This is a genomic window from Streptomyces carpinensis (genome assembly GCF_002154505.1).
GTDB classification, from domain to species: Bacteria; Actinomycetota; Actinomycetes; order Streptomycetales; family Streptomycetaceae; genus Streptomyces; species Streptomyces carpinensis.
This window is the reverse complement of sequence record NZ_MUBM01000215.1, coordinates 28,984-52,119: the sequence shown is the minus strand read 5'-3', so window position 1 is coordinate 52,119 and position 23,136 is coordinate 28,984. Positions and strand designations below refer to the sequence as shown.

The window sequence follows — 23,136 nt, the reverse complement described above, 5'->3', positions numbered from 1 at the left end:
GACCGGCTGGAAGAAGGTCTCGCCGCCGGAGGTGCAGTCGCCGCTGCCGCCGGAGGTGAGGCCGATCGCGGTGTCGCCGTCGAACAGCGAGCCGCCGCTGTCACCGGGCTCGGCGCACACGTCGGTCTGGATGAGACCGCCGACCGTGCCCTCGGAGTAGTTCACGGTGGCGTTCAGGCCGGTGACCGTGCCGGTGTGCACGTGGGTCGTCGAGCCGCTGCGGGTGACCTTCTCGCCCACGGTCGCCTCGCCCGCCTTGGTGATCGTCTGCGTGGAGCCGTCGTAGAGGTCGACCGCGCTCGGGTGGTCGACGTTCGCGGTGTACTTGACCAGGCCGAAGTCGTTGCCCGGGAAGCTGGACCACTCATTGCTGCCGATCACCGTGCCGCTGGAGTCCGACCAACTGGAGATCGCCTGGGTGCAGTGGCCTGCGGTGAGGAAGTAGGGCTGTCCGCCCTTGACCACGTTGAACCCGAGCGAGCAACGGCCGCCCGAGCCGGTGATGGCGTCCCCGCCCGCGACGAAGGGCTTGAACTCGCCCTTGGAGCGCCTGAGTTCGGCCTTGCCGCCGAGACCTTCGACGACCTTGGAGAGCGTGGCCCACCCGGACTTCGTCACCGTCCGGTCGGCGGTGACCACGACCTTGTCGGTGACCGGGTCGGTCGCCCACGAGGTGCCGGGTATGGTCGCGTCCTTCTTCAGCGTCGCGCGAGCGCCGTCGAGTTCGGCGAGGGTGTTCTCGACGACTCTGGCCTTGGCGCCCGCCTCCTCGACCGTCCTGGCCGCGGCCTCGTCGACCACGTTGACCACGAGGGCCTTCGACTTCGCGTCGTAGTACGTCCCGGCGGCGTCACCGCCGAGGTTCTCGAGCAGGGTCGAGGCGAGACTTCCGGCCTCCGGGGCCGACAGGGTACGGGCCGCGGGGCTCTTCACGGGCTCGCTGGCGTTCGCACTCTGGAAGGTGACTCCCGCGGCGACGAGTGCGGCGATGCCCGCACCTGCCACGGCAGCACGGCGCCCGGGTATGCGTCGGTGCTTCAACTGACGTCCTCCTGTGGGGGGATCGGCCGGGGAGGTTGTGGGGACCTCACGGGCCGGAAGGCGGTTGAACGGCGCCCACTATTCCGAGGCCCACAGGGGGTGCACAAGGTCGAGTTCTGGACGCGCATACGTCAACCGGCGTACGCCCCCTGTGCCTTGTCCGCCCGAGGTCACACCGTCGACGTTCGCACTGCAAACACTACGGGCGAGTAACCGCTCTGCGCTCCGTGAGGTCTAGTCCTGTCTTGATTTCGCCCCTGCGCAAACCGGTCGTCGTGCCCGCACAACGGGAAGCCCCCGCACGCGTGTTGCGTACGGGGGCTCCACCTGCTGCCGGCTGCACTACCGTCCGGGCCGTGCCGACGGCCCGGCGGTCGGGGACGTCAGTAGACGTGGACCCCGTAGGCGCTCAGTGCCTCGGTGACCGGCTGGAAGAAGGTCGTGCCGCCGGAGGTGCAGTTGCCGCTGCCGCCGGAGGTCAGACCGTAGGCGACGCCGCTGTTGGAGTACAGGGGCCCGCCGGAGTCGCCGGGTTCGGCGCAGACGGTGGTCTGGATGAGACCGTAGACGACGTCGCCGCCGCCGTAGTTGACCGTCGCGTTGAGTGCGGTGACGCGGCCGCTGTGGATGCCGGTGGTGGAGCCACGGCGGTAGACGGTGGTACCGACGGACGGCGTGGCGGCGCTCGTGATGTCCACGCTGCCCACCCCGCCCGGCTTGCTCACCGAGCTGTTGGTGTAGCGCACGATGCCGTAGTCGTTGCCCGGGAAGGAGGAGCCGGCGGTGGTGCCGAGCGTGGTCGAGTGCGAGGAGTTCGACCACCAGGTGCCCGCGCCGTCGGTGCAGTGACCGGCGGTCAGGAAGTAGTAGTTGCCGCTGGAGTCCTGGACGTTGAAGCCCAGTGAGCAGCGCCAGCTACTCGCATAGATGGCGTCGCCGCCGGAGATCAGCTTGTTGAACCTGCCCGGCGTGCGCTTGATGGTCAGGGCTCCGGACTCGGCGCCCGCCTGCTGTTTGATCTTGTCGATCTGAGCCTGGGAGACCCTGCTGTCGGCAGTGACGACCACCCGGTTGTTCTTGCTGTCGACCGCCCAGGCGGTGCCCGGGACGTCGGCCTTGAGCACCGAGTCGCTCGCCTTGGTGAGCTGGGCGGTGCTGAAGGTGCCGGTGTCGGAAGCGTTCGCGTTGGGGACCGCGAACGCGGCGGCGGCCACGAGCCCGGAAGCGATGGCGATCAGCCGGGTCCGTCTCGCGATGCCGCTGCGGGGGGCAGTGCGCTTGATCCTCACTTTTCGTTCCTCCACAAAGGAAGTCGGGGGCCCGCGTGGGGTCGGGGCCCGGTGAGGCGCAGTCACAGGCACGGACATCCGGATTCCGGACACGTTGTGCCCCTGACAAGCGCTGAGGGGGAGTATTCGGCCGAACGGCCGGTCGGCGCAAGGGTGCCTTTCGGCCGTGCGGCTGTGGGCGATTCAAGTGAACTGTGTGCGATGAGGATGGATTGACGGCTGGTCAGTCCCGCAGAAGGCGCTCCCCCGCGGCGATCGCCAGATCCAGGGTGTTCCCGGGCGGCGGGAAGGGGCAGACGAAGTGGTCGGCGAACGCGCACGGCGGCAGGACGGCCCGGTTGAAGTCGACCGTGGTGCGCCCCTCGGCGTCCGGCGCCCCGGGGTACAGGAACCGGAAGCGGAAACTGCCGTTCCCGCTGGTGGCGTCGGCGAACACCGCCCACAGCCCGCCGTCCCGATCCTGCGCGACCTGGAGTGTCAGTTCCCGCCCGTCCAGCGTGAACGCCAGTTCCCCGGCGAGCCCGAGGCCGCGCTCGCGTCCGTCCGCGTTCGGCACACGCACGGTGCGGCTCTTCTCGTACGGGGTGAAGCGCCCCGGGACCGACCAGCGCGGGTCGTGGGCGGTGGCCACGATGCCGCGGAACGCCCGGCGCGCGGCGGAGGCGGGGTCGTAGTCGCGTATGCCCCATATGCCTTCGCGGACCAGCACGACCAGCCGCCGTTCGCCCAGCGCGACGCGGGCGCCCTCCACCGGTCCGGTATCGGCACCGAGCCGTACCTCACCGGCCAGGGGCCGGCCGTCGACGGTCAGCCCGTCCGTCCCGGCAGCGGTGAGCACGACTGCGTCGCCGTCGGCCGTCCAGATCCCGGGGATGGCCGGAATTCGGCCGCCCGGATGGTCCTCGAGCCAGTACGTACCGGTCAGCGCGAGCGGGCCGTAGGGCGCCGACACCGTCTCGGTGCGGCGCTCGTGCCACTGCTTCCACTGGTCGGATGCGTCCGTCATGTGATCAACCCTTCCATGCGCAGCCGGGCGGCCAAACCGAGGTGTGAGCGCGGCGCGAAGCCCTTGTATTCCTTGGCGAGCGCACCCCTGTACCGAAGCAGCGGCACGTCCTGGCTTACGAACGCCTGGAGTTCGGCGGGGACGTCCCTCCGAGTCCTCGACGTCGCTCGAACAGGGGGAGCCCACGGCCGCGATGACGGCCCGTCGGGTCGCACGGCCGTTCTCCGGGCGCTCCGGCCTGCGCGGCGGCCTTCTCCCGGCACGCCGCAGGGGTGCCGTGGCGCGTGACGATGACATCGGCCGTCGACGCGGTGAGCTCCGGTTCTCCCGCGAATCCCCCGCCCGGACGACGACCGGATGGCCCTGCGGCGGATCCGGCACGGTGGACTTCCCCGCGCCGACGCCGGGAACGTACCCGGCAGGGCCCCGGCGACGTGGTGATGTCGACCGTCAACGGCCTGCGTTCGAGAGGATCCTCCGCAGGTGGGGCGCGACGGGGTCGGCGCTCAAGGAGTCACGAATCTCGCCACCGGAGCTGAAGAACAGGGGAACCGGAGGACCTAGCAGTCGCAGCCGCAGTCACAACCGTCGCAGCTGCAGCAATTGCCGCAGCAGTCGCAGCAATCACAGCAATCGCTGCAATCACCGCAGTCGCAGTTGCTGCACCAGCCCTCGCGCCGCTGCCGCGACCAGGGTCCCTCGAACTCGTCGGCGCAGCACACCTTGCAGGTGCAGCACAGTGCGAGGGCGGCCGCGCACCCGGCGAGGAAGCCGCGCTTGCCGGGTCGCGGGGGCTCTCCGCCGAAGGGGTTGCCGCCCCCGGTGTGGGGGTTGTCGGGGTCGTACGGGGTCCGCGGATCGTGGGGTGCGTACGGGTCCTGCGGCGGTCCGAAGGCCCCCGCGGGCGCGTGCCCGCACGACTCGGTGCCGAAGGCGCGGTCCACGGAGCGCGAGAGCTCGTGGACGAGCAGCAGGTGGGCGAGCCGGCCGTCCTCGAACTCCACTTCGCGCAGGGCGAGCCGGATGCCGTGCACCGCGTCGTCGGCGAGCCGGCGGGCCTCGGTGAGCGAGGTGCCGGTCGCGGTGAGCGGGTTCCAGGCCCCGCGGGCTGCGTCGGTCGCGCGGTCCTCCACGGCGTCCAGGAGATGGGCGAGCCGTCCGAACAGGCGCCCGGCCTCCGCGAGCGGTTCGGCGTTGCCCGGCCGGCCGGCGAGGACCGCGGTGTGCGCGAAGGCGGCGGCGGTCGCGGTCTCGGTCGGCTCGGTGACGGTGAGGATCGGAGTGCCGGGTCCGGCCAGCGCCTCGATGCCGGTCTGCCGGTCCACCGCGTCGACCAGGACGGCGGTGTCGAACCCGACGTCGGCTCCGGTGCGCGCGCCGGCGCGCCCCCAGCTGTCGGCGACCCGGCGTGCGGCGAGCGCCACCGGCCGGCGGGCCAGCAGCCCGTCGCCGTCGGCGACGTGGTCGCGCACCTTGGCGGAGGCGAGCACCAGGGAGACGGCCGCCGCGAGCCGGGCGCCCTCACCCTGTGCCACGGACGCGGTGCGCATTCCGCGGAGCGGACAGGGGCCGGCCGTACGCCGCCACGCCCCGCCTTTGCCGTCCTTCGCGGCCTGAGCCTCCGTCAGGACGGATATGAGAAGGCCGTCGTAGTTCGTGACCACCCGGGCGAGCTGACCGTGATCGCCGCGCAGCGCCAGGCACAGGCCGCACAAGTGGGCCATCCACTGGGTCGCGAGAGGGTCACCGAGCCGGTGACGGCAGGGCCTGACGATTCCGAACACGACGATCCCCCGTTGTGTGTACGACGTTGAGCTGCCGCATCGTAGCGACCGGTTCGTTCACCCGTACGCACTGTCCCTCACCCGTGTGCCGTGGACAATCATATTTCACTCTCAGTCAGCAGCCGCATGTGTCATCACCCTTGGGGCACAAGGCACTCGACGGATTCGCTCTGCACCAGTACCGTCACAAACCCCCCGCGCGGCGTCTATCCACTTGGCGCGCCGTCCGCATCATGGATGACCATAGGGATGCGGAATGCATGAAAGACCGCTGTGAGAGGAGGCGTCCATGGGATCGGTACGCAAGGCGAGTGCGTGGCTCGGCCTCGTCGACGACAACGAAGACGAGCGTTACTACGACGACGACTACTCCGAGGGCACCGAGTCCGGGGACGCCTGGGTCACCGACCCCCGGGTGAAGGTGGCCACGGACACGGCCGAGGAGAAGGGCCGCCGGATCGGCACGGTGACGCCGGACAGCTTCCGGGACGCCCGCGCCATCGGCGAGCTGTTCCGCGAGGGCGTGCCCGTCATCATGAACCTGACGGCGATGGAGCCGGGCGACGCCAAGCGCGTGGTCGACTTCGCGGCCGGGCTCGTCTTCGGCCTGCGCGGCTCCATCGACCGGGTGTCCACCCGGGTGTTCCTGCTCTCGCCCGCCGACACCGAGATCGTCAGCGGGGACCCGGGCGCGCACCGCTCGGACGGATTCTTCAACCAGAGCTGAGGCAGGGCCGCACGCCGGCCCTGCCCCACCCGGGGCTCACCGGAAGGCGTCGAGACCGGTGAGCGCCTTGCCCAGCACGAGCTGGTGCATCTCGACCGTGCCCTCGTAGGTGAGCACCGACTCCAGGTTGGTCGCGTGCCGCATCACGGGGTACTCCAGAGAGATCCCGTTGGCGCCGAGGATCGTCCGCGCCGTACGGCAGATCTCGATCGCCTCCCGCACGTTGTTGAGCTTGCCGAAGCTGACCTGCTCGGGGCGCAGGCGGCCGGCGTCCATGCGCCGCCCCAGGTGGTGGGCGAGCAGAATCCCCTTGTGCAGTTCGACCGCCATGTCGGCGAGCTTGGCCTGGGTCAGCTGGAAGCCGCCGATGGGCCTGCCGAACTGCTCGCGCGACTTCGCGTAGTCGACGGCGGCCTCGAAGCAGGAGCGGGCCGCGCCCATGGCGCCCCAGACGATGCCGTAGCGGGCGTGGGACAGACAGCTGAGCGGGCCGCGCAGCCCGGTGACCTCGGGCAGTACGGCGTCGGCGGGCAGCCGTACGTCGTCGAGCACGAGTTCGCTGGTGACGCTGGCCCGCAGGGACCACTTGTGCTTGATCTCGGGGGCGGAGAAGCCGGGGGTGCCGGCCGGCACGAGGAAGCCGCGGATGCCGTCCTCGGTCTGCGCCCAGACGACGGCGACCCCGGCCACGGAGCCGTTGGTGATCCACATCTTGCGCCCGTTGAGGACCCAGTCGTCTCCGTCGCGCTTGGCGTGGGTGCGCATGGAGGCGGGGTCGGAGCCGTGGTCGGGCTCGGTGAGTCCGAAGCAGCCGATCACCTCGCCGGCGGCCATGCGCGGCAGCCACTGCTGCTTCTGCTCCTCGGAGCCGAAGCGGTGGATGGCGTACATGGCGAGGGAGCCCTGCACGGAGACCAGGGAGCGGATCCCGGAGTCGGCGGCCTCCAGCTCCAGGCAGGCCAGCCCGTACTGCACGGCGGTGGCCCCGGCGCATCCGTACCCGCTCAGCGACATCCCGAGCGCGCCGATGCTCCCGAGCTCGCGGGCCAGCTCCCGGATGACCGGCAGCTCGCCGTTCTCGTACCACTCGGCGACGTGGGGCAGCACGCGGTCGGCCGCCCAGTTCCGCACGGTGTCGCGGACGGCGAGGTCCTCCGGGTCCAGCAGATCGTCGATCCCGAGCGGGTCGGTGGGGTCGAACGGAGGCAACGACGACTTCGAGGACGGGGACATTGCGGGCACCCTCCGGAACGGCGACTGAAAATTAGCACCGCTAGTTAAATAGCTCTGGCCCGACGTTACGACGCGGTGCCCGTCACGTCCACCCCGCCGGCGATCACACCGACACCCGGGGCCTCTCGACCTCCCGCTGCGCGGGCAGCTCCACGGCCGGCTCGTCGCACAGCATCACCCGCGGCAGGCGCAGCGCTGCCACCGCACCCAGCAGCAACAGCGCCGCACTCACCAGCAACGTCACATGCAGCCCGTGCACGAAGGAGTCCCGGGCCGCCCGCCGCAGCGCGTCCCCCGCCGGCCCGCCGAGGCGCTCGGCGACCTCGTAGGCCTCCCCCAGCGAGTGCGAGGCCGCTCCCGACGCATCCGCCGGCACCCCCGGCACCCGCGCGAGTCCGGGCGCGTACGCCGCGTTCATCACCGTGCCCAGCAGGGCGATGCCCATGCCCGCGCCCAGCTGGTAGGACGTCTCGCCGATCGCCGCCGCCCCGCCCGCCCGCGCGGCCGGCGCCTCGCTCAGCATCGACTCGTACGCCCCGAAGAGAGTCGTCTCCAGGCCGAAGCCCAGCAGCACGAAGCCGAACAGCAGCAGCCCCGCGTCGTCCCTGCCGCCCATCGCGGTCAGCACCACCACCGCGGCGGCCGTCAGGCAGAACCCGGCGCACACCATCCACCGCGGCCCGAACCGCCGCAGGATCCGTGCCCCCAGCAGCCCGGCCGCCATCGCGGCGAACGTCAGCGGCAGCAGCCGCAGCCCCGTCTGCAGCGGGGACAGCCCGAGCACCAGTTGCAGATACTGCGCCGCGATCAGCTCCAGACCGACCAGCGCCAGCATCGCCAGCACGATGCAGCCCACCGCCGTACTGAACGCGGGCCGCGCGAACATCCTCAGGTCCACCAGCGGATGCGTCCGGCGCCGCTGCCGCCGTGCGAACACCACCAGCAGCACCGCGCCCACCGCGAGCGGAGCCATCGTGAGCACGCTCAGCACCGGCCCACCGCCGCCGAGCCGCTTCACCCCCAGGACCACCCCGAACAGCCCGACCGCCGCCATGAGCGCGCCGACCACGTCCCAGGGGCCGTCCCGCTCGCCCGTCGACTCGGGCAGCAGCAGTCGGCCCACCGGCAGGCTGACCAGCATCAGCGGGATGTTGACGAGAAAGACCGAACCCCACCAGAAGTGCTCCAGCAGGAAGCCGCCGAGCAGCGGCCCGACCGCCGCGCCCACCGCCGCCACCGCGCTCCAGACGCCGATCGCCAGCGCGCGCTCACGCCGGTCGGGGAAGACCTGCCGCAGGATCGACAGCGTGGCCGGCATGATCATGGCGCCGCCGACGCCGAGCAGCGCCCGCGCGAAGATCAGCATCTGAGGGTTGGGCGAGAAGGCCGCAACGGCGGAGGCGACGCCGAAGAGGCCGTAGCCCAGCAGCAGGATCCGTCTGCGGCCCACCCGGTCGCCCAGCGTGCCGAACAGGATCAGCAGCGAGGCGCAGACGAGTGGGTAGGTGTCGACGATCCAGAGCAGTTCGATGGCGCCGGGCCGGAGATCCTCGGTGACGGCGGGCACCGCCACGTGCAGGACGGTCGCGTCCACCGCGACCAGCAGCAGGCTGACACAGAGCACGACCAGGACGACCCAGCGGTTGGCACCGGCCCCGGCTGTCCGACGGCACAGCCGGTCGGCGGCCGTGGTCGTCCTGGACATGTACGTACCTCCCAGATGAACCCTCGCCGTCGGCGGGCCCGTGGGGTGGGGACTCCCCAGGGCTCGGCCGGAGAGGAGCGGCGGTCCCCGGCCCGTGCAACGACGTGCGAGTGACTCGTCAGCGTACGCGAGTCGGCTGCGATGGCGCGTGGCCCAGCTCTCAGACTCTGCGGGCAACCCGTGTGGCGTACGCCACTCCTTCATCGGCCTCCCCGCCCCCGATTGTCCGCCCCGCCGCTCGGCCGGTCGATAATCGAGCCCGTGACCGATCTTGCAACGCGCGTGGCGGTGGCCCGTCCCACGGCCCTGCGCCGGGCCGCCCCGGCGCTCCTCGGGTACGCGGCCGTCCGCGCCCTGGGCCTGGTGACCCTGGCCGTCTGGAGCGCCGCGCGCGGCAAGAGCGCGTACACCCTGCTGGCCGCCCGCTGGGACTCCCTCTGGTACGCCAGGGTCGCCGGAGGCGGCTACGGCTACGAGGTGCGCCTGCCGAACGGCGACGTCCACTCCGACCTGGCCTTCTTCCCACTGCTGCCGTGGCTGGAGCGGCTGCTCGCCGCGGTGAGCCCGCTGTCGTACGCCGGCGCCGGCTTCGTGGTGAGCCTGCTCGCCTCCCTCGCCGCGGCCTGGGGGATCTTCGCGGTGGTCGATCACGTGTACGGGCGAAGAGAAGAGGGCGCGGAGCGCGGCCCTGGCAGGGCGGCGGCGGGAGACGGGCGGGCAGCCGGAGTCTGCGCGGTGCTGCTGTGGGCGGTGCTGCCGGTCGGGATCGTGCAGTCGATGGCGTACAGCGAGTCGCTGTTCACCGCGCTCGCCGCCTGGTCGCTGTACTGCGTGCTGACCGGCCGCTGGGTGACCGCGGGCGGCCTGGCCCTGCTGGCGGGGCTGACCCGGCCGGTCGGGCTCGCCGTGGCCGCGGCGGTGTGGGCGGCGGCCGTTACCTCGTTCGTGCGCAGCCGGAGCGCGGCCGTGAAGGACGGCGCACGGCAGGCGGCACCCGCCTCCGCCGTCAGCGGACGCGCGCCCTCCCGTCTCCTCATCGGCGTGCTGCTCGCCCCGCTCGGCGCGGCCGGCTACGTCCTGTGGGTCGGCCACCGCACCGGCGGGGGCCCGCTCGGCTATCTCGACGTGCAGGCCGGCTGGCGCAACGGCTTCGACGGCGGGTACGCCTTCGGCCGCTTCGTCGCCGACAAGTTCACGTCGTTCCCCTCGGCCCTGGCGGGGCTCGGGCTGATCGCCGGGGTGGCCCTTGTGATCTGGCTGTACGTCATCGGCGTACGGCAGGGACAGCCGCTGCCGCTGCTGGCGTACTCGGGCGTCGTCACCGCGCTCGCCCTGTGCGCCTCGAGCTACTTCGGGTCCAAGCCGCGCCTGCTGCTGCCCGCCTTCCCCCTGCTGCTGCCGCTCGCCCTTGCCCTCGCCCGGGCACGCGTCTCCCGGTCGGTGCTGGTGGTCGGCGTGGTCGCGGTGGCCTCGGCGATCTACGGAGCGTTCTGGCTCAACGGCTCCGGTCCCCCGTGACCGGACGATCACCGACTCCCGATCACCCACCGATGGCGCAGTCGTCCGATGAGCACACGGATAATTACATCCGAGCTTCCGGTTAACGAATTCATAAGGGCCGTATAAGCAACTCTTGGAATGATCAAAGAGATTGTCAGCCGGAAGTGGACCGGATTGCGGAATCCGTGGAAATAAAGCCCCGTTGAGAGCAATCCCACATCACATCGTCATCACAAACCCCGTGATTCGTCCGGGAAGTGACCTCACTCGCTGTAACGTCGATTAGGTGCGTACCGAAGGAACCCTCACCCGCCTGGACCGGGTGTTCACCAGGCTGGACCGTGAGCCGCAACGGCCGGCGCACATCGACATGCCGAGAATGAGCAGGCACCGGGTCGTGCTCTTCTCGGCGACCCTGGCCTTCTACCTGGCGATCGTCTGGGCCGTGGTGACCACCTCCTGGCTGGTCCGACTGGACTGGCAGGTCATGTTCTTCCGGCCGTACCAGCAGTGGCCGCAGATCCACGCCTTCCTCGACTACTACGTGGTGCTGGGCCAGCGCGGCCCCACCGCCGTGATGGTCGCCGCCTGGCTGGGCTGGCGCTCCTGGCGGCAGCACACCCTGCGCCCGCTGCTCACCCTCGCGGCCTCACTGCTGCTGCTGAACATCACGGTCGGCGCCGCGAAGCTCGGCATGGGACGCCTCGGACCGCACTACGCCACCGTCATCGGCTCCAACGAGATGGGTCTGGGCGGCGATATATTTCCCAGCGGCCACACCGCCAACGCCGTGGTGACCTGGGGCATTCTGGCCTATCTGGCCTCCACCCCGAGAGCGCGCCGCTGGCTTTCCGCGCTGTCCGCGGTGACCGCGCTCGGGGTCGGCCTCACCACCGTCTACCTGGGGACGCACTGGCTCAGCGACGTGCTCCTCGGCTGGGCGGCCGGTCTGCTGATCATGCTGGCGCTGCCGTGGTTCGAGCCACTGATCGCCAGGGTCGAGACGGCGCTCTTCGACCTGCGCGACCTGTGGCGCGCCCGTCGTGGCCGCCGCGCCCCGGTGCCCGTACCGGCCGCTCCCGTGGGTTCGCCCGTACTGCTCAATCCACGGGCCACCGCCGCGGACGAGGCCCCCGCGGCCCGCGAGACCGTCGGTGCGAGCCGCTCGTCGTCCCGGACCGCGGCCCATCTCGCTGCGGCCCGCCCGCATCTGACGCGCTCGGAGCGCCCAGCGGTCACCCCGACCGGCAGTCGCCGCCCGCCGCACCCCGAGCGCGTGCCCCGCGGCACGACCTCGGCGGCCCGCCCCTAGGTAGGTCCTGTCGTCGAACTCCCGTCCTCCGCCCGGAGGGCGGGCCCCGCGGCGTCAGCGAGTACACCTAGGACCTCTCGTTCGGATCACGCCCTGCTCGCGGGGCCAGATCCGAACGAAAGACCCTGGACGACGGTTCGGGCCGGTGGGTCAGCCCTTCCAGGCGCGGGCCACCCGGCCGTCCTCCACCTCGAAGTTCAGCCGCCCGAACCGGTACTCCATGGTGATGATCGTGCCCGGCGCCAGCGACCGGACCGTGGACCAGCCGCGTTCACGCGCGACTCGCTCGGCCCGCCCGGCTTCCAGGCCGACGTATGTCTCCGGATTGTCCTGAGGCTCCGCGGGCGGAGTGGGAATCGGTGCCATACGGCCACGCTAGGCGTCCGGCCCCGGCCGCGGAAGCCCACGATGGCTGCAGCAGTCACCGACGTCACTCCTGTCACATTTCTGTCACAGGATCACGACGGCCGGACGGAGTAACTCCTTCACCCTCAAGGACGGTTCCGTTTGTCATCCGCACGTATTCGAACGCAATTTCCGGCGGCCCGGACGGCGTCCGGAAAACCCCACGGAAAGCAATGGTGACAACGGCTGCGACCCCGTCGTCGGCAGCCGCGGAAGAGCATTCCAGGCCCCATTCCGCGCCGGTCCGCGAAGCCCGTGACGGCGCAGGCATTCGCAGCGACGGCCCCGCCCGGTCGATGGACCGGACGGGGCCGTGCGCGTGGGGCCGCGGCGCGTGATGCGTCGTGCGTCGTGCGTCGTGCGTCGTGCGTCGTGCGTCGTGCGTCGTGCGTCGTGCCGAGCGTCCCCCTGGAACGGGCGGTGGCTCAGAGGGCGAGGCGCTGCCCGGGCACGATCAGGTCGGGGTCGCCGCCGACGACGGACTTGTTGAGGTCGTAGAGCCGTTGCCAGGTGGCGCCCTGCCGGGCGGCGATGCCGCTCAGGGTGTCGCCCGCGCGGACGGTGTACGTACCGCGTGCGGCGCCGCGGTCCGCATGCCCGGTCTCGCGTGCCGGCGCCGCGTTCTGCCGGTTCCGCTGAACCGACCCGTGTGCCGACTCGTAGGACGAGCGGAGCTTGTCGGCCTTCTGCGTCCTGTGCGCCGACCCGGCCCCGGCCGGGCCCGAGGCCGGCGCGCCGCCGGACGCTCCGGCCCGGGCCGAGCAGACCGGCCACGCGCCCCACCCCTGGGCCTGCTGGACCCGGGTGGCGACGGCGATCTGCTGGGCCCGTGAGGCCTGGTCGGCGGTGGGCGCGTAGGCCGTGCCGCCGTAGGCACGCCAGGTGCCGGCGGCGAACTGAAGCCCCCCGTAGTAGCCGTTGCCGGTGTTGATGTGCCAGTTGCCGCCGCTCTCGCACTGTGCGATGCGGTCCCACACCCCGCCGTCCGCCGCCCGGGCCTCGCCGGACGCGGCGAGCAGGCCGAGGGGGGCGAGCAGAGCCGCCCCGGCGAGGGCTGCCGTCGTCCGGGCCCTACGGGCGCCGTCGCGCTTGGTGTCGGCGTGTGAGACGTGGGAAGCGGCGTAGGTATCGGCACATTCGGACATGGAGATCCTCTCGAAGGACCCGGGGTCCCCCATGGCGCGGCGCACCTCACGCGCATGGACGCGGTCGGCGTGCTCGCCCCGCCCGCCGGTCGGGGTCGTGCTGGGTGGTGCGGTCGGCGGACGTACCCGGGCGGTGCTCTGTGCACTCGGCCGAGGAATGTAGGGAGCATGACGAGCGGGGATCAACCAATCGGCTGTTCTGGCAGGCCAGTTGCCGGTTACCAGGGGTACCGTCTTTTTTCGGCCACCCACTTCATTCGCTGATTTCCTGATTTGTCGACCAGGACCACGGTCACTCTGTGACTCACTTCACCCCGTCAACACCCCTTGACTTTTGGCGAGTTGACGTTGAGTGCCGGATTCCGCACCTGTCGTGACCGTGTGCGCAGGATGGATCGATTCCGTATGCCGGAGGGCGTGACTCCCGCCACAGATCGTCCGTTGTCTTCTTCATGAGCCGGGGGCCCTCCCGGTTCCCGGGCCGGGAGCCACCCGGTCCCGCCACGCACCGCATCCCGAGGGAGCCACCCGTGCCGCGCATGCTCGACGTCAGCGACGCCGTACGCGCCGAGATCGGCGACGAAGAAGCCGACCGGCTGCTCACCGGAGAGAACGCCCCGGGCAGTTACGACTGCACGTCCTGCCGCACCCCCGGCGACTCCGAACAGGAGCGCACCAGCACCGTGCTGTTCGTCGGGGACGAGACCGCCGTCCTCGCCTTCGCCCACGCCACCTGCCTGCCCTCGCAGGTCGTCCAGGTCACCGAGGAACAGCTGCGAGGCGCGGTCCGCTCCATCAACGCCGACGCGGGCGTCTCCGGCGGGGTGCCCGCGCAGGGCGTACCGCAGTACGGCGAGCAGCACAGGCCGGTGCCCGAGCAGGCCGTGCTCGGGGTGACCAGCGGACTGGTCCTGATCGCCGGGGAGTTGCACCCCGCCCTGGTCGTCGAGCCGACCGCGCCCATCGTGCGTCCGGGCACGATGGGCCCCGGCGACGACTTCCTGACGCTGCTCCTCGAGCAGGGCTACCGCCCGGTGGCCGACCTCGACTCCGTGCCGCCCGTGCTGCACGGATGGTCGGTGCTGCTGGCCATGGGCCAGCTGCACGCCGTCCTGCAGCCCGGCGCCGGCGGCGGCCAGCCGACGGCCTGGTGGCAGGCGCACCAACCGCTCCAGGTCAGCGACGGCTGGCGGGCGGCCGCCAACAAGCACCAGCAGGTGCTCCTGTTCGCGGCGCCGGTCGGTTCCATCGGACGCCAGCCGCGCGAGGACCTGCTGCGCGACGCCCTGGACAAGGCCGCGGCCGCGGGCCGGCTGGTGGCGGCCACCCTGCCGCTGGCCGGTACCTGAGCCTGAGCCGCATCTCTTCCGGTCCGGGGTCGTTTGGAGATACGTGCACGCATACGACGTTCCCCGCCGCCAGTCCTACCCGCCGATCCGGTCCCCGCGGCCGGTCCACGACCCCCATGGCGGCCCATCGGCCACGCCGATCTACGACGCGCTCTACGCCGAGTACGTCAAGTCCTACCGTGCGCTGCCGGGTGACCGCAGCGGCGAGGAGGATCTCGGCTTCGTCGCGTTCGGGCACCTCTCGCACAGTACGGGTTCCCAGGCGTACATCGCCTACAGCGCCGGGGCCTACAGCACACGGCACGGCACCGGCCAGCAGCAGGCGCAGTGGCAGCGCGTGGGCACGATCCGGCGGCAGGAGACCGGGACGCATCCCGTCCCGGCGGCGCTGCCGCCCGCCCCGCGCCGCGGCCTGTGAGACACACAGAGGTCCACGGACCGGAAGGGCGGCCCACCCTGACAGGGGCCGCCCTTCCTCTGTCTCTGCCGGCTCTCCGGGTCCCCCGCGCCTCCCCGGGCCGCTACTTCTTCTTCGAGCCGCGCTTCTCGCGCACCCGTACCGAGATGTGGATCGGCGTGCCGTCGAAGCCGAACTCCTCACGCAGCCGGCGCTCGATGAACCGCCGGTAGCCCGCCTCGATGAAGCCGGAGGCGAACAGGACGAACCGCGGCGGCTTGGTGCCGGCCTGGGTGCCGAAGAGGATGCGCGGCTGCTTTCCGCCCCGGATCGGGTGCGGGTGGGCGGAGACCAGCTCGCCCAGGAAGGCGTTGAGGCGGCCGGTCGGCACCCGGGTCTCCCAGCCGGCCAGGGCCGTCTCGATGGCCGGGACCAGCTTCTCCATGTGCCGTCCGGTGCGCGCCGAGACGTTCACACGCGGGGCCCACGCGACCTGGCCCAGCTCCGTCTCGATCTCCCGCTCCAGGTAGTAGCGGCGCTCCTCGTCGAGGGTGTCCCACTTGTTGTAGGCGATGACCATCGCGCGGCCCGCCTCGACGGCCATGGTGACGATCCGCTGGTCCTGCACGGAGATGTTCTCGGAGGCGTCGATCAGGATGACGGCGACCTCCGCCTTCTCCACCGCGGCCGCGGTGCGCAGGGAGGCGTAGTAGTCGGCGCCCTGCTGCAGGTGGACGCGCTTGCGGATACCCGCCGTGTCGACGAACTTCCAGGTCACGCCACCCAGTTCGATCAGCTCGTCGACCGGGTCGCGGGTGGTGCCCGCGAGCTCGTTGACGACGACGCGCTCCTCGCCCGCCACCTTGTTCAGCAGGGAGGACTTGCCGACGTTGGGGCGGCCGATCAGGGCGATCCGGCGCGGGCCGCCGATACCGCTCCCGCCGAAGGTCTCGCGCGGGGCGTCCGGCAGCACCTCCAGCACGGCGTCCAGCATGTCGCCGGTGCCTCGGCCGTGCAGCGCCGAGACGGGGTGCGGTTCGCCGAGGCCGAGGCTCCACAGGTAGGCCGCGTCGGCCTCGCCGCTCGGGCCGTCCACCTTGTTGGCGCACAGCACCACCGGCTTGCCGGCCTTGCGCAGCAGCCGTACGACGGCCTCGTCGGTGTCGGTGGCGCCGACCTTGGCGTCGACGACGAAGACGACCGCGTCGGCGGCCTCGATGGCGTACTCGGCCTGGGCGGCGACGGAGGCGTCGATGCCGAGGACGTCCTGCTCCCAGCCACCGGTGTCGACGACCTTGAAGCGGCGGCCCGCCCACTCGGCCTCGTAGGTGACGCGGTCGCGGGTGACGCCCGGCTTGTCCTCGACGACCGCCTCACGGCGGCCGATGATGCGGTTCACCAGAGTCGACTTGCCGACATTGGGACGGCCGACGACGGCGAGGACGGGCAGCGGCCCGTGGCCGGCCGCCTCGATGGCGCCCTCGACGTCCTCGATGTCGAAGCCCTCTTCCGCGGCGAGCTCCATGAACTCCGCGTACTCGGCATCGCCGAGCGCCCCGTGGTCGTACTCGTGCTCGGCCGAGCCCTCGGGCTGGATGTCGTCGTTCATGAAGTCCGTACCTCGTCGTTCGTGGTGATCGGTGGAGCGCCACGGTCCGTGGTGATCCACTACTCGAGTGTCGCCTAGCGCCCGGTCAGGCGCCTGGCGTTTTCCAGGTGGGCGGTGAGCTGCTTCTGGATGCGTTCGGTGGCCTCGTCCAGCGCCCGGCGCGTGCGCCGGCCGCTGCCGTCGCCCGCTTCGAAGGGGTCGCCGAAGACGACGTCGACGCGGGAGCGCAGCGGGGGCAACCCCTGTATCAACCGTCCGCGCCGTTCGGAACTTCCCAGCACGGCCACCGGGACGATGGGCGCCCCGCTGCGGACCGCGAAGTAGGCGAGCCCGGCACGCAGGGAGGCGAAGTCGCCCTCACCCCGGGTGCCCTCGGGGAAGATGCCGAGGGCACCGCCCTGGCCCAGGACGCCGAGGGCGCGGGTGATGGCCGTGCGGTCGGTGGTGTGCCGGTCCACCTGGAGCTGGCCGATGCCGGTCAGGAAGGAGCCGAGCGGGCCGACGAACGCCTCCTTCTTGATCAGGAAGTGCACCGGTCGCGGTGCCACGCCCATGACCATCGGGCCGTCGATGTTGTGGGAGTGGTTGACGGCGAGGATCGCCGGGCCGGTCGCGGGCACCTTCCAGGAGCCGAGCACGCGCGGACGCCACAGCCCGTACATCAGCCCGACGCCGATCCGACGGCCGACGTCGGCGCCGCGCTCCGACGGAAGGCCCGCCGTGCGCTCGGACGGAAGGCTCACTTCGCGGCCCGCTTCTCCTCGACGAGGGTGACGACGCACTCGATGACCTGCGCCAGCGTCAGGTCGGTGGTGTCCACCTCGACCGCATCGCCGGCCTTGGCCAGCGGGGAGGTCTTGCGGCTGGAGTCGGCGGCGTCCCGCTTGATCAGGGCCGCGCGGGTGGCGTGCACGTCGGCGCCCTTGAGCTCTCCGCTGCGGCGGGCGGCGCGGGCCTCCGGGGAGGCGGTGAGGAAGATCTTCAGGTCGGCGTCCGGCAGCACGGTGGTGCCGATGTCGCGGCCCTCGACGACGATCCCCGTCCCGGCCGAGGAGGCCAGGGAGCGCTGGAGCTCGGTGATCCGGGCCCGCACCTCCGGTACGGCGCTGACCGCACTGACCTTGGAGGTGACCTCCTGGGTGCGGATCGGGCCGGCCACGTCCACGCCGTCGACGGCGATCGTCGGGTGGGCCGGGTCGGTGCCCGAGACGATCTCCGGCTTGCCGGCCACCGCGGCGATCGCGGTGGGGTCGTCTATGTCGATCCCGTTGGTCACCATCCACCAGGTGATCGCCCGGTACTGGGCACCGGTGTCCAGGTAGCTCAGGCCGAGCTGCGCGGCCACGGCCTTCGACGTGCTCGACTTGCCCGTGCCGGAGGGGCCGTCGATGGCGACAATCACGGGCTGGGCGGTCCGGGCGGCGCCGTTTTCCACAGCGGGGCACCTTCCTGGTGAAGGGTGGTGGATGGATGTGCGGGGACGCCGGGTCCTCAGGGCGCCCCGCACAAGGTTACTGGCTTCCCGGAGGCCTCCATACGGGTGAGTGCCCGGCCCCGGCGAGGGCCGGGCACCGGCGCGACCGGAGGGAGCCGCTACTGGCGGATGGCCCAGCCGCGCTCGCGCAGCGCGGCCGTGAGGACCGGGGCCGCCTTCGGCTCGACCATCAGCTGCACCAGACCTGCCTGCTGCCCCGTCGCGTGCTCGATGCGGACGTCCTCGATGTTGACCCCGGCCATCCCCGCGTCCGCGAAGATGCGGGCCAGCTGGCCGGGCTGGTCGTCGATGAGGACGGCGACGACCTCGTACGTCCGCGGCGCGGACCCGTGCTTGCCGGGGACCCGGACCTGGCCCGCGTTGCCCCGCCGCAGCATGCCCTCGATGCCCGCGCTGCCCTCGCGGCGCTTGGACTCGTCGGAGGACTGCAGCGCGCGCAGGGCGCGCACCGCCTCGTCCAGGTCGGTGGCGACGTCGGAGAGCAGGTCGGCGACCGGGCCCGGGTTCGCGGACAGGATGTCGATCCACATCCGCGGGTCGGAGGCGGCGATCCGGGTCACGTCCCGGATGCCCTGGCCGCACAGCCGTACGGCCGCCTCCTCGGCGTGCTCCAGGCGCGCGGCAACCATGCTGGAGACCAGGTGGGGCATGTGGGAGACCAGGGCCACGGCACGGTCGTGGGCGTCGGCGTCCATGACGACCGGCACCGCCCGGCAGTGCGAGACCAGCTCCAGGGCGAGGTTGAGCACCTCGGTGTCGGTGTCCCGGGTGGGGGTGAGCACCCAGGGGCGGCCCTCGAAGAGGTCGCCGGTCGCGGCCAGCGGGCCGGACTTCTCGCGGCCCGACATGGGGTGGGTGCCGATGTAGCGAGTCAGGTCCAGGCCGAGCGACTGCAGCTCGCGGCGCGGGCCGCCCTTGACGCTGGCCACGTCCACGTAGCCGCGAGCCGCCTCCCGGCGCATGGCGTCGGCCAGCACCGAGGCCACGTGCGCCGGCGGGGCGGCCACGATCGCGAGGTCGACGGGGCCGTCCGGGGCCTCGTCCGTGCCGGCCCCGAGCGCGGCGGCCGTACGGGCCTGCTGCGGGTCGTGGTCGGCCAGGTGCACGGTCACGCCGCGCTGGACCAGGGCCAGGGCGGCGGAGGTGCCGATGAGCCCGGTGCCGATGACGAGTGCGGTCCTCACTGGGCGATGTCCTTGCGCAGGGCGGCCGCGGCGCCGAGGTAGACGTGGGCGATCTCGGCACGCGGCTTGTCGGACTCGATGTGCGCCAGGATGCGGACGACGCGGGGCATCGCGCCCTCGATGTCCAGCTCCTGGGCGCAGATCAGCGGTACGTCGACGATGCCGAGCTTGCGGGCGGCGGCCGCCGGGAAGTCGCTGTGCAGGTCGGGCGTGGCCGTGAACCAGATGCTGATCAGGTCGTCGGCGGTCAGGCCGTTCCGCTCCAGGACGGCGGTGAGCAGGGCCTCGACCTGCTCACTCATGTGGCCGGCCTCGTCCCGTTCCAGCTGGACGGCCCCCCGGACCGCTCGTACCGCCACGGCGCTGCTCCTCGCTGACGTGCTGACGTCTGTGTCGTTCTCGGGCGTCCAGCCTAGTCAGAGTGCGTGCGAGCGGCGTGCGGCCGCTCGCTCACTGAGACGGGAAAAGGGACGGAGGCAGGAGCGGCGCCGACGAGGTCGCACGAAGAGCGCCTTTTACGACTTACGCGGCTTCCTTCCGATTTGCTTCGTCCTGGTGGCCTTCGATGCAAAGATGCTCTTGCTCCGCCCCGGAGCTCTCCCCTTTTCCCTCGGCCCCCGGAGTGACTCCCATGACCCATGGCTCGACGCGGCGCACGGTTATCGCCACGGGTGCGGCGGCACTCGTGGCGACGGGGTGCGGCAACACGGCCAGCGGCACCGACAACTCCACGGAGACGTCTCCCTCCGCCAAGACGTCGCCCTCCGCCCGAGCCGAGGCCTCCTCCCACGCCTCGGCCAACACCTCCGTCAAAGGCTCCGGAGTGGCGCAGAGTCTGACGAGCACCAGCGACATCCCGGAAGGCGGCGGCAAGGTCTTCGCGGAGCAGAAGGTGGTGGTCACACAGCCGACGAAGGGTCAGTTCAAGGCCTTCTCGGCGATCTGCACCCACGAGGGCTGCTCGGTCGCCAAGGTCGCGAACGGCACCATCGACTGCCCCTGCCACGGCAGCCGCTTCCGCGTCACCGACGGCTCGGTGGCGGACGGCCCGGCGACACGGCCGCTGGCCGCCCGGCAGATCAAGGTGGAGGGAAACTCGATCCGTCTGGCGTGAGGATCCGCGTACGCTCCCGGGCATGCAGCCCGAGGAGCCCAGGTTCTGCCTGGTACGCGACCACACGATCTTCGCCTGCGTGGATGGGCTCGCGGGCCTTCGGACTGGCGACGGACGGCAGCGACACGGACCGCCGGGGCGTCTTCGTCGCCCCCACCGAGCTCTTCTGGCGGTTCGACAAGCCGCCCACGCACGTGGACGGCCCGCTGCCCGAGCAGTTCAGCTGGGAGCTGGAGCGCTTCTGCGAGCTGGCGCTGGGCGGGAACCCGAACATCCTGGAGTGCCTGCACTCCCCGCTCGTGGAGTACGCCGACGACACCGGCCGTGAACTGCTGGCGCTGCGCGAGGCGTTCCTGTCCCGCCGGGTCCACGACACCTTCACGGGCTATGCCCTCGGCCAGCGCCGCAAGCTCGACGCCGATCTGCGCACGCACGGCGCCCCGCGCTGGAAGCACGCCATGCACCTGCTGCGCCTGCTGACCAGCGCCCGTGACCTGGTGCGCACGGGCCATCTCACCGTCGAGGTGGGCGAGCGCCGGGAGCGCCTGCTGGCGGTCAAGCGGGGCGAGGTCCCCTGGCCCGAGGTGGAGTCCTGGATGGCCCGCCTGGCGGCGGAGACCGAGCGCGCCGCCCACCACACGCCGCTCCCCCCGGAGCCGGACCGTCGCCGCGTCGAGGACTTCCTCGTCCGGGTCCGCCGTGCCTCGGCCCTGCGGACGGACCCGGACCGCGAAGTCGGGCGGTGTCTGCCACACGCCCGGCCCACCGGGCAGGTCTGACGCGCCTGCGCCTGGCCGCTTGCCCAGGTCTGGATGACCGGGTCCGTCTCCACGCCCCTCGCGGAGCACCCGCATCCGCGACCGTGTCCCGTCCGGCTCGCGCAGGCCGGACGGTGCGGCCGGCGGCAACAGGCGGACGCCCGGCGGCTCCTCGTCCGGGTCGTGCGCCGGGCGGCCGTGACGGTGGCCGCCGGAGTCGGTCACGAACAGCAGGGGGTCGGGTTCTGCGGCGACGACGGGCGCGGGGCCGGGGGGGCCGGTCGCCGGTCGCCGGTCAAGCGTCCCAGAGCGCCCCGAGCGTCAGCAGATCGCCCCGGTACTCGATCCGGTCGGCCCATTCGGCCGGCCAGGCGTCCGCGCCCAGGTGCGCCCCCGCGAAGGCGCCCGCCAGGCAGGCGATCGAGTCCGAGTCCCCGGAGGTGCACGCGGCGCGGCGCAGCGCCGTGAGCGGCTCGTCGACGAAGAGCAGGAAGCACAGCAGCCCGGTCGCCAGGGCCTCCTCGGCGATCCAGCCCGCGCCGGTGGCCAGGCACGGGTCGGTCTCCGGCGAGACGGTGCGCACGGCCTCCTGGAGCCGTCCCAGGATGTCCAGGCACTCGTCCCAGCCGCGCGCGATGAAGTGCTCCGGCGTCGGGTCCTGGGCGCGGGTCCACAGGTCGCCGAGCCACTGGTGGTGGTAGCGGGTGCGGTTCTCGTACGCGTACGACCGCAGCAGCCCGACCAGTCCGGTGGGCTCGGCGCCCTGGGCGAGCAGGCGTACGGCGCGCGCCGTGAGGTCGGAGGCGGCGAGTGCCGTCGGGTGGCCGTGGGTGAGCGCTGCCTGCAGCTGGGCGGCGCCCGCGCGCTGTTCGTCGCTCAGCCCGGGGGCGAGCCCGAGGGGCGCGACGCGCATGTTGGCCCCGCAGCCCTTGGAGCCGATCTGGCTGGCCTCCTGCCAGGGCCGGCGCTCCGACTTCAGAAGACCGCAGGCGACCAGGCAGGTGCGGCCCGGGGCCCGGTTGTTCTCCGGCGACTGGTACCAGTCCACGAACTCCTCGCGCACCGGCCGCGCCAGCCGCGACGGGGTCAGCAGCCCACGGCCCATCGCCGTCCGAAGCCCCCGCCCGAGCGCCAGCGTCATCTGCGTGTCGTCGGTGACGATCGCCGGCCGCGGCAGCTTCATCTCGCGCCACGGGCCGCACTTGGCGAGGATCGAGGGCACGTCGTTGAACTCGGTCGGGAAACCGAGCGCGTCCCCGAGGGCGAGGCCCAGCAGGGCCCCGGTGGCGGCGCGCTTGCGGACGGTCGTGGTGGTCGTCATGCGGGGCGTCCTTCCCGGGAGGGGCGGAGCAGAGGCGGGTGGAGCACGGTGGCGGTGCCCGCGCGGTAGAGTGCGGCCGGTTTGCCGCGGCCGCCGGTGAGGCGCGCGGCGCCGGGGACCGGTTCGACGAAGCCGGGAGTGGCGAGGACCTTGCGGCGGAAGTTGGGGCGGTCCAGCCCCAGACCCCAGACCGTCTCGTAGACCTGCTGGAGCTCGCCGAGCGTGAACTCGGGCGGGCAGAAAGCGGTGGCCAGGCAGCTGCTCTCCAGCTGGGCGCCGACCCGGTCGTGGGCGTCGGCGAGGATCCGGTCGTGGTCGAAGGCGAGCGGCCCGGCCGAGTCGTACGGCCGCCAGCGGGCCTGGGCCGCGTCGCCGCCGCCGTGCGGTTCGGGCGCGTCGGGCAGCAGCGCGGTGAACGCGACCGACACGACCCGCATCCTGGGGTCGCGGTCGGGCTCGCTGTAGGTGCGCAACTGCTCCAGGTGCAGTCCGGAGACGTCCGACAGCCCGGTCTCCTCGGCGAGTTCGCGCCGCGCGGCCGTCTCCGCGGACTCGTCCGGCAGCAGGAAGCCGCCGGGCAGCGCCCAGTGTCCGGCGTACGGCTCCTGTCCGCGCTCGACGAGCAGCACGTGCAGCGCGCCCCCGCGGATCGTCAGGACGGCGAGGTCGACGGTCACGGCGAAGGGTTCGTAGGCGTACTTGTCGTAGCCCCGCATGCGCGCACCCACCCCCCTTTAAGAGTCATCTCGACTATAAAGAGGG

At 72.0% G+C, this 23,136-nt stretch carries 21 protein-coding genes and 1 pseudogene; 7 read left to right on the top strand and 15 right to left on the bottom strand.

From position 1 onward, the window contains the following. From BZY54_RS27995 to BZY54_RS27980, 4 genes are all read right to left on the bottom strand, one after another. On the bottom strand, positions 1-1,041 hold a 1,041-nt coding region (locus tag BZY54_RS27995; protein WP_086728119.1), incomplete at its 3' end, for a S1 family peptidase. 383 nt (positions 1,042-1,424) lie between these two features. Next, a complete protein-coding gene (locus BZY54_RS27990; protein ID WP_086728112.1) occupies positions 1,425-2,330 on the bottom strand; it encodes a S1 family peptidase in 906 nt (301 codons plus the stop codon). 223 nt (positions 2,331-2,553) lie between these two features. Next, positions 2,554-3,336 (bottom strand): DUF1684 domain-containing protein, encoded by a 783-nt coding sequence (locus tag BZY54_RS27985; RefSeq protein ID WP_086728111.1) that lies wholly within the window; start codon positions 3,334-3,336, stop codon positions 2,554-2,556. Between the two features lie 560 nt (positions 3,337-3,896). Next, complete coding sequence (locus BZY54_RS27980) at positions 3,897-5,120, bottom strand: DUF5685 family protein (RefSeq protein ID WP_086728110.1); 1,224 nt, start codon at positions 5,118-5,120, stop codon at positions 3,897-3,899. A gap of 289 nt (positions 5,121-5,409) precedes the next feature. Here BZY54_RS27980 and BZY54_RS27975 point away from each other — a divergent pair, with 289 nt between their 5' ends. Then, positions 5,410-5,847, top strand: a complete 438-nt coding sequence (locus BZY54_RS27975; protein ID WP_086728109.1) for a cell division protein SepF — start codon at positions 5,410-5,412, stop codon at positions 5,845-5,847. A 36-nt stretch (positions 5,848-5,883) separates the two neighbouring features. Here the strand turns inward: BZY54_RS27975 and BZY54_RS27970 are convergent, their stop codons facing one another. Together BZY54_RS27970 and BZY54_RS27965 are read right to left on the bottom strand one after the other, a co-directional pair. Beyond that, the gene (locus BZY54_RS27970) at positions 5,884-7,080 is read right to left on the bottom strand and encodes an acyl-CoA dehydrogenase family protein (protein ID WP_086728108.1); all 1,197 of its coding nucleotides are present in this window, start codon (positions 7,078-7,080) and stop codon (positions 5,884-5,886) included. A gap of 103 nt (positions 7,081-7,183) precedes the next feature. Continuing rightward, entirely contained in the window at positions 7,184-8,785 is a 1,602-nt protein-coding gene (locus BZY54_RS27965) for an MFS transporter (protein WP_086728107.1), read from the bottom strand. A gap of 261 nt (positions 8,786-9,046) precedes the next feature. Between BZY54_RS27965 and BZY54_RS27960 the strand changes: the two genes are divergently transcribed. Continuing rightward, the gene (locus BZY54_RS27960) at positions 9,047-10,303 is read left to right on the top strand and encodes a hypothetical protein (protein ID WP_086728106.1); all 1,257 of its coding nucleotides are present in this window, start codon (positions 9,047-9,049) and stop codon (positions 10,301-10,303) included. Between the two features lie 268 nt (positions 10,304-10,571). After that, entirely contained in the window at positions 10,572-11,597 is a 1,026-nt protein-coding gene (locus BZY54_RS27955; protein WP_086728105.1) for a phosphatase PAP2 family protein, read from the top strand. 150 nt (positions 11,598-11,747) lie between these two features. Here the strand turns inward: BZY54_RS27955 and BZY54_RS27950 are convergent, their stop codons facing one another. Continuing rightward, positions 11,748-11,963 (bottom strand): I78 family peptidase inhibitor, encoded by a 216-nt coding sequence (locus tag BZY54_RS27950; protein WP_086728104.1) that lies wholly within the window; start codon positions 11,961-11,963, stop codon positions 11,748-11,750. Between the two features lie 464 nt (positions 11,964-12,427). Further along, entirely contained in the window at positions 12,428-13,147 is a 720-nt protein-coding gene (locus tag BZY54_RS27945; RefSeq protein WP_086728118.1) for a transglycosylase family protein, read from the bottom strand. A gap of 530 nt (positions 13,148-13,677) precedes the next feature. On the opposite strand from BZY54_RS27945, the gene BZY54_RS27940 reads away from it, so the two are divergent. Both BZY54_RS27940 and BZY54_RS27935 read left to right on the top strand, forming a co-directional pair. After that, on the top strand, positions 13,678-14,496 hold the full coding sequence (locus BZY54_RS27940) for a hypothetical protein (RefSeq protein WP_086728103.1): 819 nt from the start codon (positions 13,678-13,680) through the stop codon (positions 14,494-14,496). Positions 14,497-14,539: 43 nt separating this feature from the next. Next, complete coding sequence (locus BZY54_RS27935; RefSeq protein WP_086728102.1) at positions 14,540-14,914, top strand: hypothetical protein; 375 nt, start codon at positions 14,540-14,542, stop codon at positions 14,912-14,914. A gap of 103 nt (positions 14,915-15,017) precedes the next feature. Here the strand turns inward: BZY54_RS27935 and der are convergent, their stop codons facing one another. From der to aroH, 5 genes are all read right to left on the bottom strand, one after another. Then, complete coding sequence (der, locus tag BZY54_RS27930) at positions 15,018-16,502, bottom strand: ribosome biogenesis GTPase Der (RefSeq protein WP_086728101.1); 1,485 nt, start codon at positions 16,500-16,502, stop codon at positions 15,018-15,020. Positions 16,503-16,576: 74 nt separating this feature from the next. Then, on the bottom strand, positions 16,577-17,284 hold the full coding sequence (locus BZY54_RS27925) for a lysophospholipid acyltransferase family protein (RefSeq protein WP_208640788.1): 708 nt from the start codon (positions 17,282-17,284) through the stop codon (positions 16,577-16,579). Then, on the bottom strand, positions 17,242-17,937 hold the full coding sequence (cmk, locus tag BZY54_RS27920) for a (d)CMP kinase (RefSeq protein WP_086728100.1): 696 nt from the start codon (positions 17,935-17,937) through the stop codon (positions 17,242-17,244). Before cmk ends, BZY54_RS27925 begins: the two co-directional genes overlap by 43 nt. 158 nt (positions 17,938-18,095) lie before the next feature. After that, positions 18,096-19,181 carry a prephenate dehydrogenase gene (locus BZY54_RS27915; protein WP_086728099.1) on the bottom strand — a complete coding sequence of 362 codons (1,086 nt, stop codon included), beginning with the start codon at positions 19,179-19,181 and terminating at the stop codon, positions 18,096-18,098. Continuing rightward, the gene (gene aroH / locus BZY54_RS27910; protein ID WP_086728098.1) at positions 19,178-19,540 is read right to left on the bottom strand and encodes a chorismate mutase; all 363 of its coding nucleotides are present in this window, start codon (positions 19,538-19,540) and stop codon (positions 19,178-19,180) included. Before aroH ends, BZY54_RS27915 begins: the two co-directional genes overlap by 4 nt. Before the next feature lie 272 nt (positions 19,541-19,812). Between aroH and BZY54_RS27905 the strand changes: the two genes are divergently transcribed. Continuing rightward, positions 19,813-20,295, top strand: coding sequence for a Rieske (2Fe-2S) protein (locus tag BZY54_RS27905; RefSeq protein WP_086728097.1), 483 nt, complete (start codon positions 19,813-19,815; stop codon positions 20,293-20,295). A gap of 22 nt (positions 20,296-20,317) precedes the next feature. Further along, positions 20,318-21,074: pseudogene (locus tag BZY54_RS27900) on the top strand (nucleotidyltransferase domain-containing protein). A 274-nt stretch (positions 21,075-21,348) separates the two neighbouring features. Here the strand turns inward: BZY54_RS27900 and BZY54_RS27895 are convergent. Both BZY54_RS27895 and BZY54_RS27890 read right to left on the bottom strand, forming a co-directional pair. Continuing rightward, positions 21,349-22,374, bottom strand: coding sequence for an ADP-ribosylglycohydrolase family protein (locus BZY54_RS27895; RefSeq protein ID WP_086728096.1), 1,026 nt, complete (start codon positions 22,372-22,374; stop codon positions 21,349-21,351). Next, a complete protein-coding gene (locus BZY54_RS27890) occupies positions 22,371-23,090 on the bottom strand; it encodes an NUDIX hydrolase (RefSeq protein ID WP_086728095.1) in 720 nt (239 codons plus the stop codon). The genes BZY54_RS27895 and BZY54_RS27890 overlap by 4 nt, the downstream gene beginning before the upstream one ends. Positions 23,091-23,136: the final 46 nt, after the last annotated feature.

What these genes read in the sequence shown, in the direction of transcription:
- BZY54_RS27985 (WP_086728111.1), bottom strand. Translation starts at nt 3,336, where the DNA reads ATGACGGACGCATCCGACCAGTGGAAGCAGTGGCACGAGCGCCGCACC.
- BZY54_RS27975 (WP_086728109.1), top strand. Translation starts at nt 5,410, where the DNA reads ATGGGATCGGTACGCAAGGCGAGTGCGTGGCTCGGCCTCGTCGACGAC.
- BZY54_RS27970 (WP_086728108.1), bottom strand. Translation starts at nt 7,080, where the DNA reads ATGTCCCCGTCCTCGAAGTCGTCGTTGCCTCCGTTCGACCCCACCGAC.
- BZY54_RS27965 (WP_086728107.1), bottom strand. Translation starts at nt 8,785, where the DNA reads ATGTCCAGGACGACCACGGCCGCCGACCGGCTGTGCCGTCGGACAGCC.
- BZY54_RS27950 (WP_086728104.1), bottom strand. Translation starts at nt 11,963, where the DNA reads ATGGCACCGATTCCCACTCCGCCCGCGGAGCCTCAGGACAATCCGGAG.
- BZY54_RS27945 (WP_086728118.1), bottom strand. Translation starts at nt 13,147, where the DNA reads ATGTCCGAATGTGCCGATACCTACGCCGCTTCCCACGTCTCACACGCC.
- der (WP_086728101.1), bottom strand. Translation starts at nt 16,502, where the DNA reads ATGAACGACGACATCCAGCCCGAGGGCTCGGCCGAGCACGAGTACGAC.
- BZY54_RS27905 (WP_086728097.1), top strand. Translation starts at nt 19,813, where the DNA reads ATGACCCATGGCTCGACGCGGCGCACGGTTATCGCCACGGGTGCGGCG.
- BZY54_RS27895 (WP_086728096.1), bottom strand. Translation starts at nt 22,374, where the DNA reads ATGACGACCACCACGACCGTCCGCAAGCGCGCCGCCACCGGGGCCCTG.
- BZY54_RS27890 (WP_086728095.1), bottom strand. Translation starts at nt 23,090, where the DNA reads ATGCGGGGCTACGACAAGTACGCCTACGAACCCTTCGCCGTGACCGTC.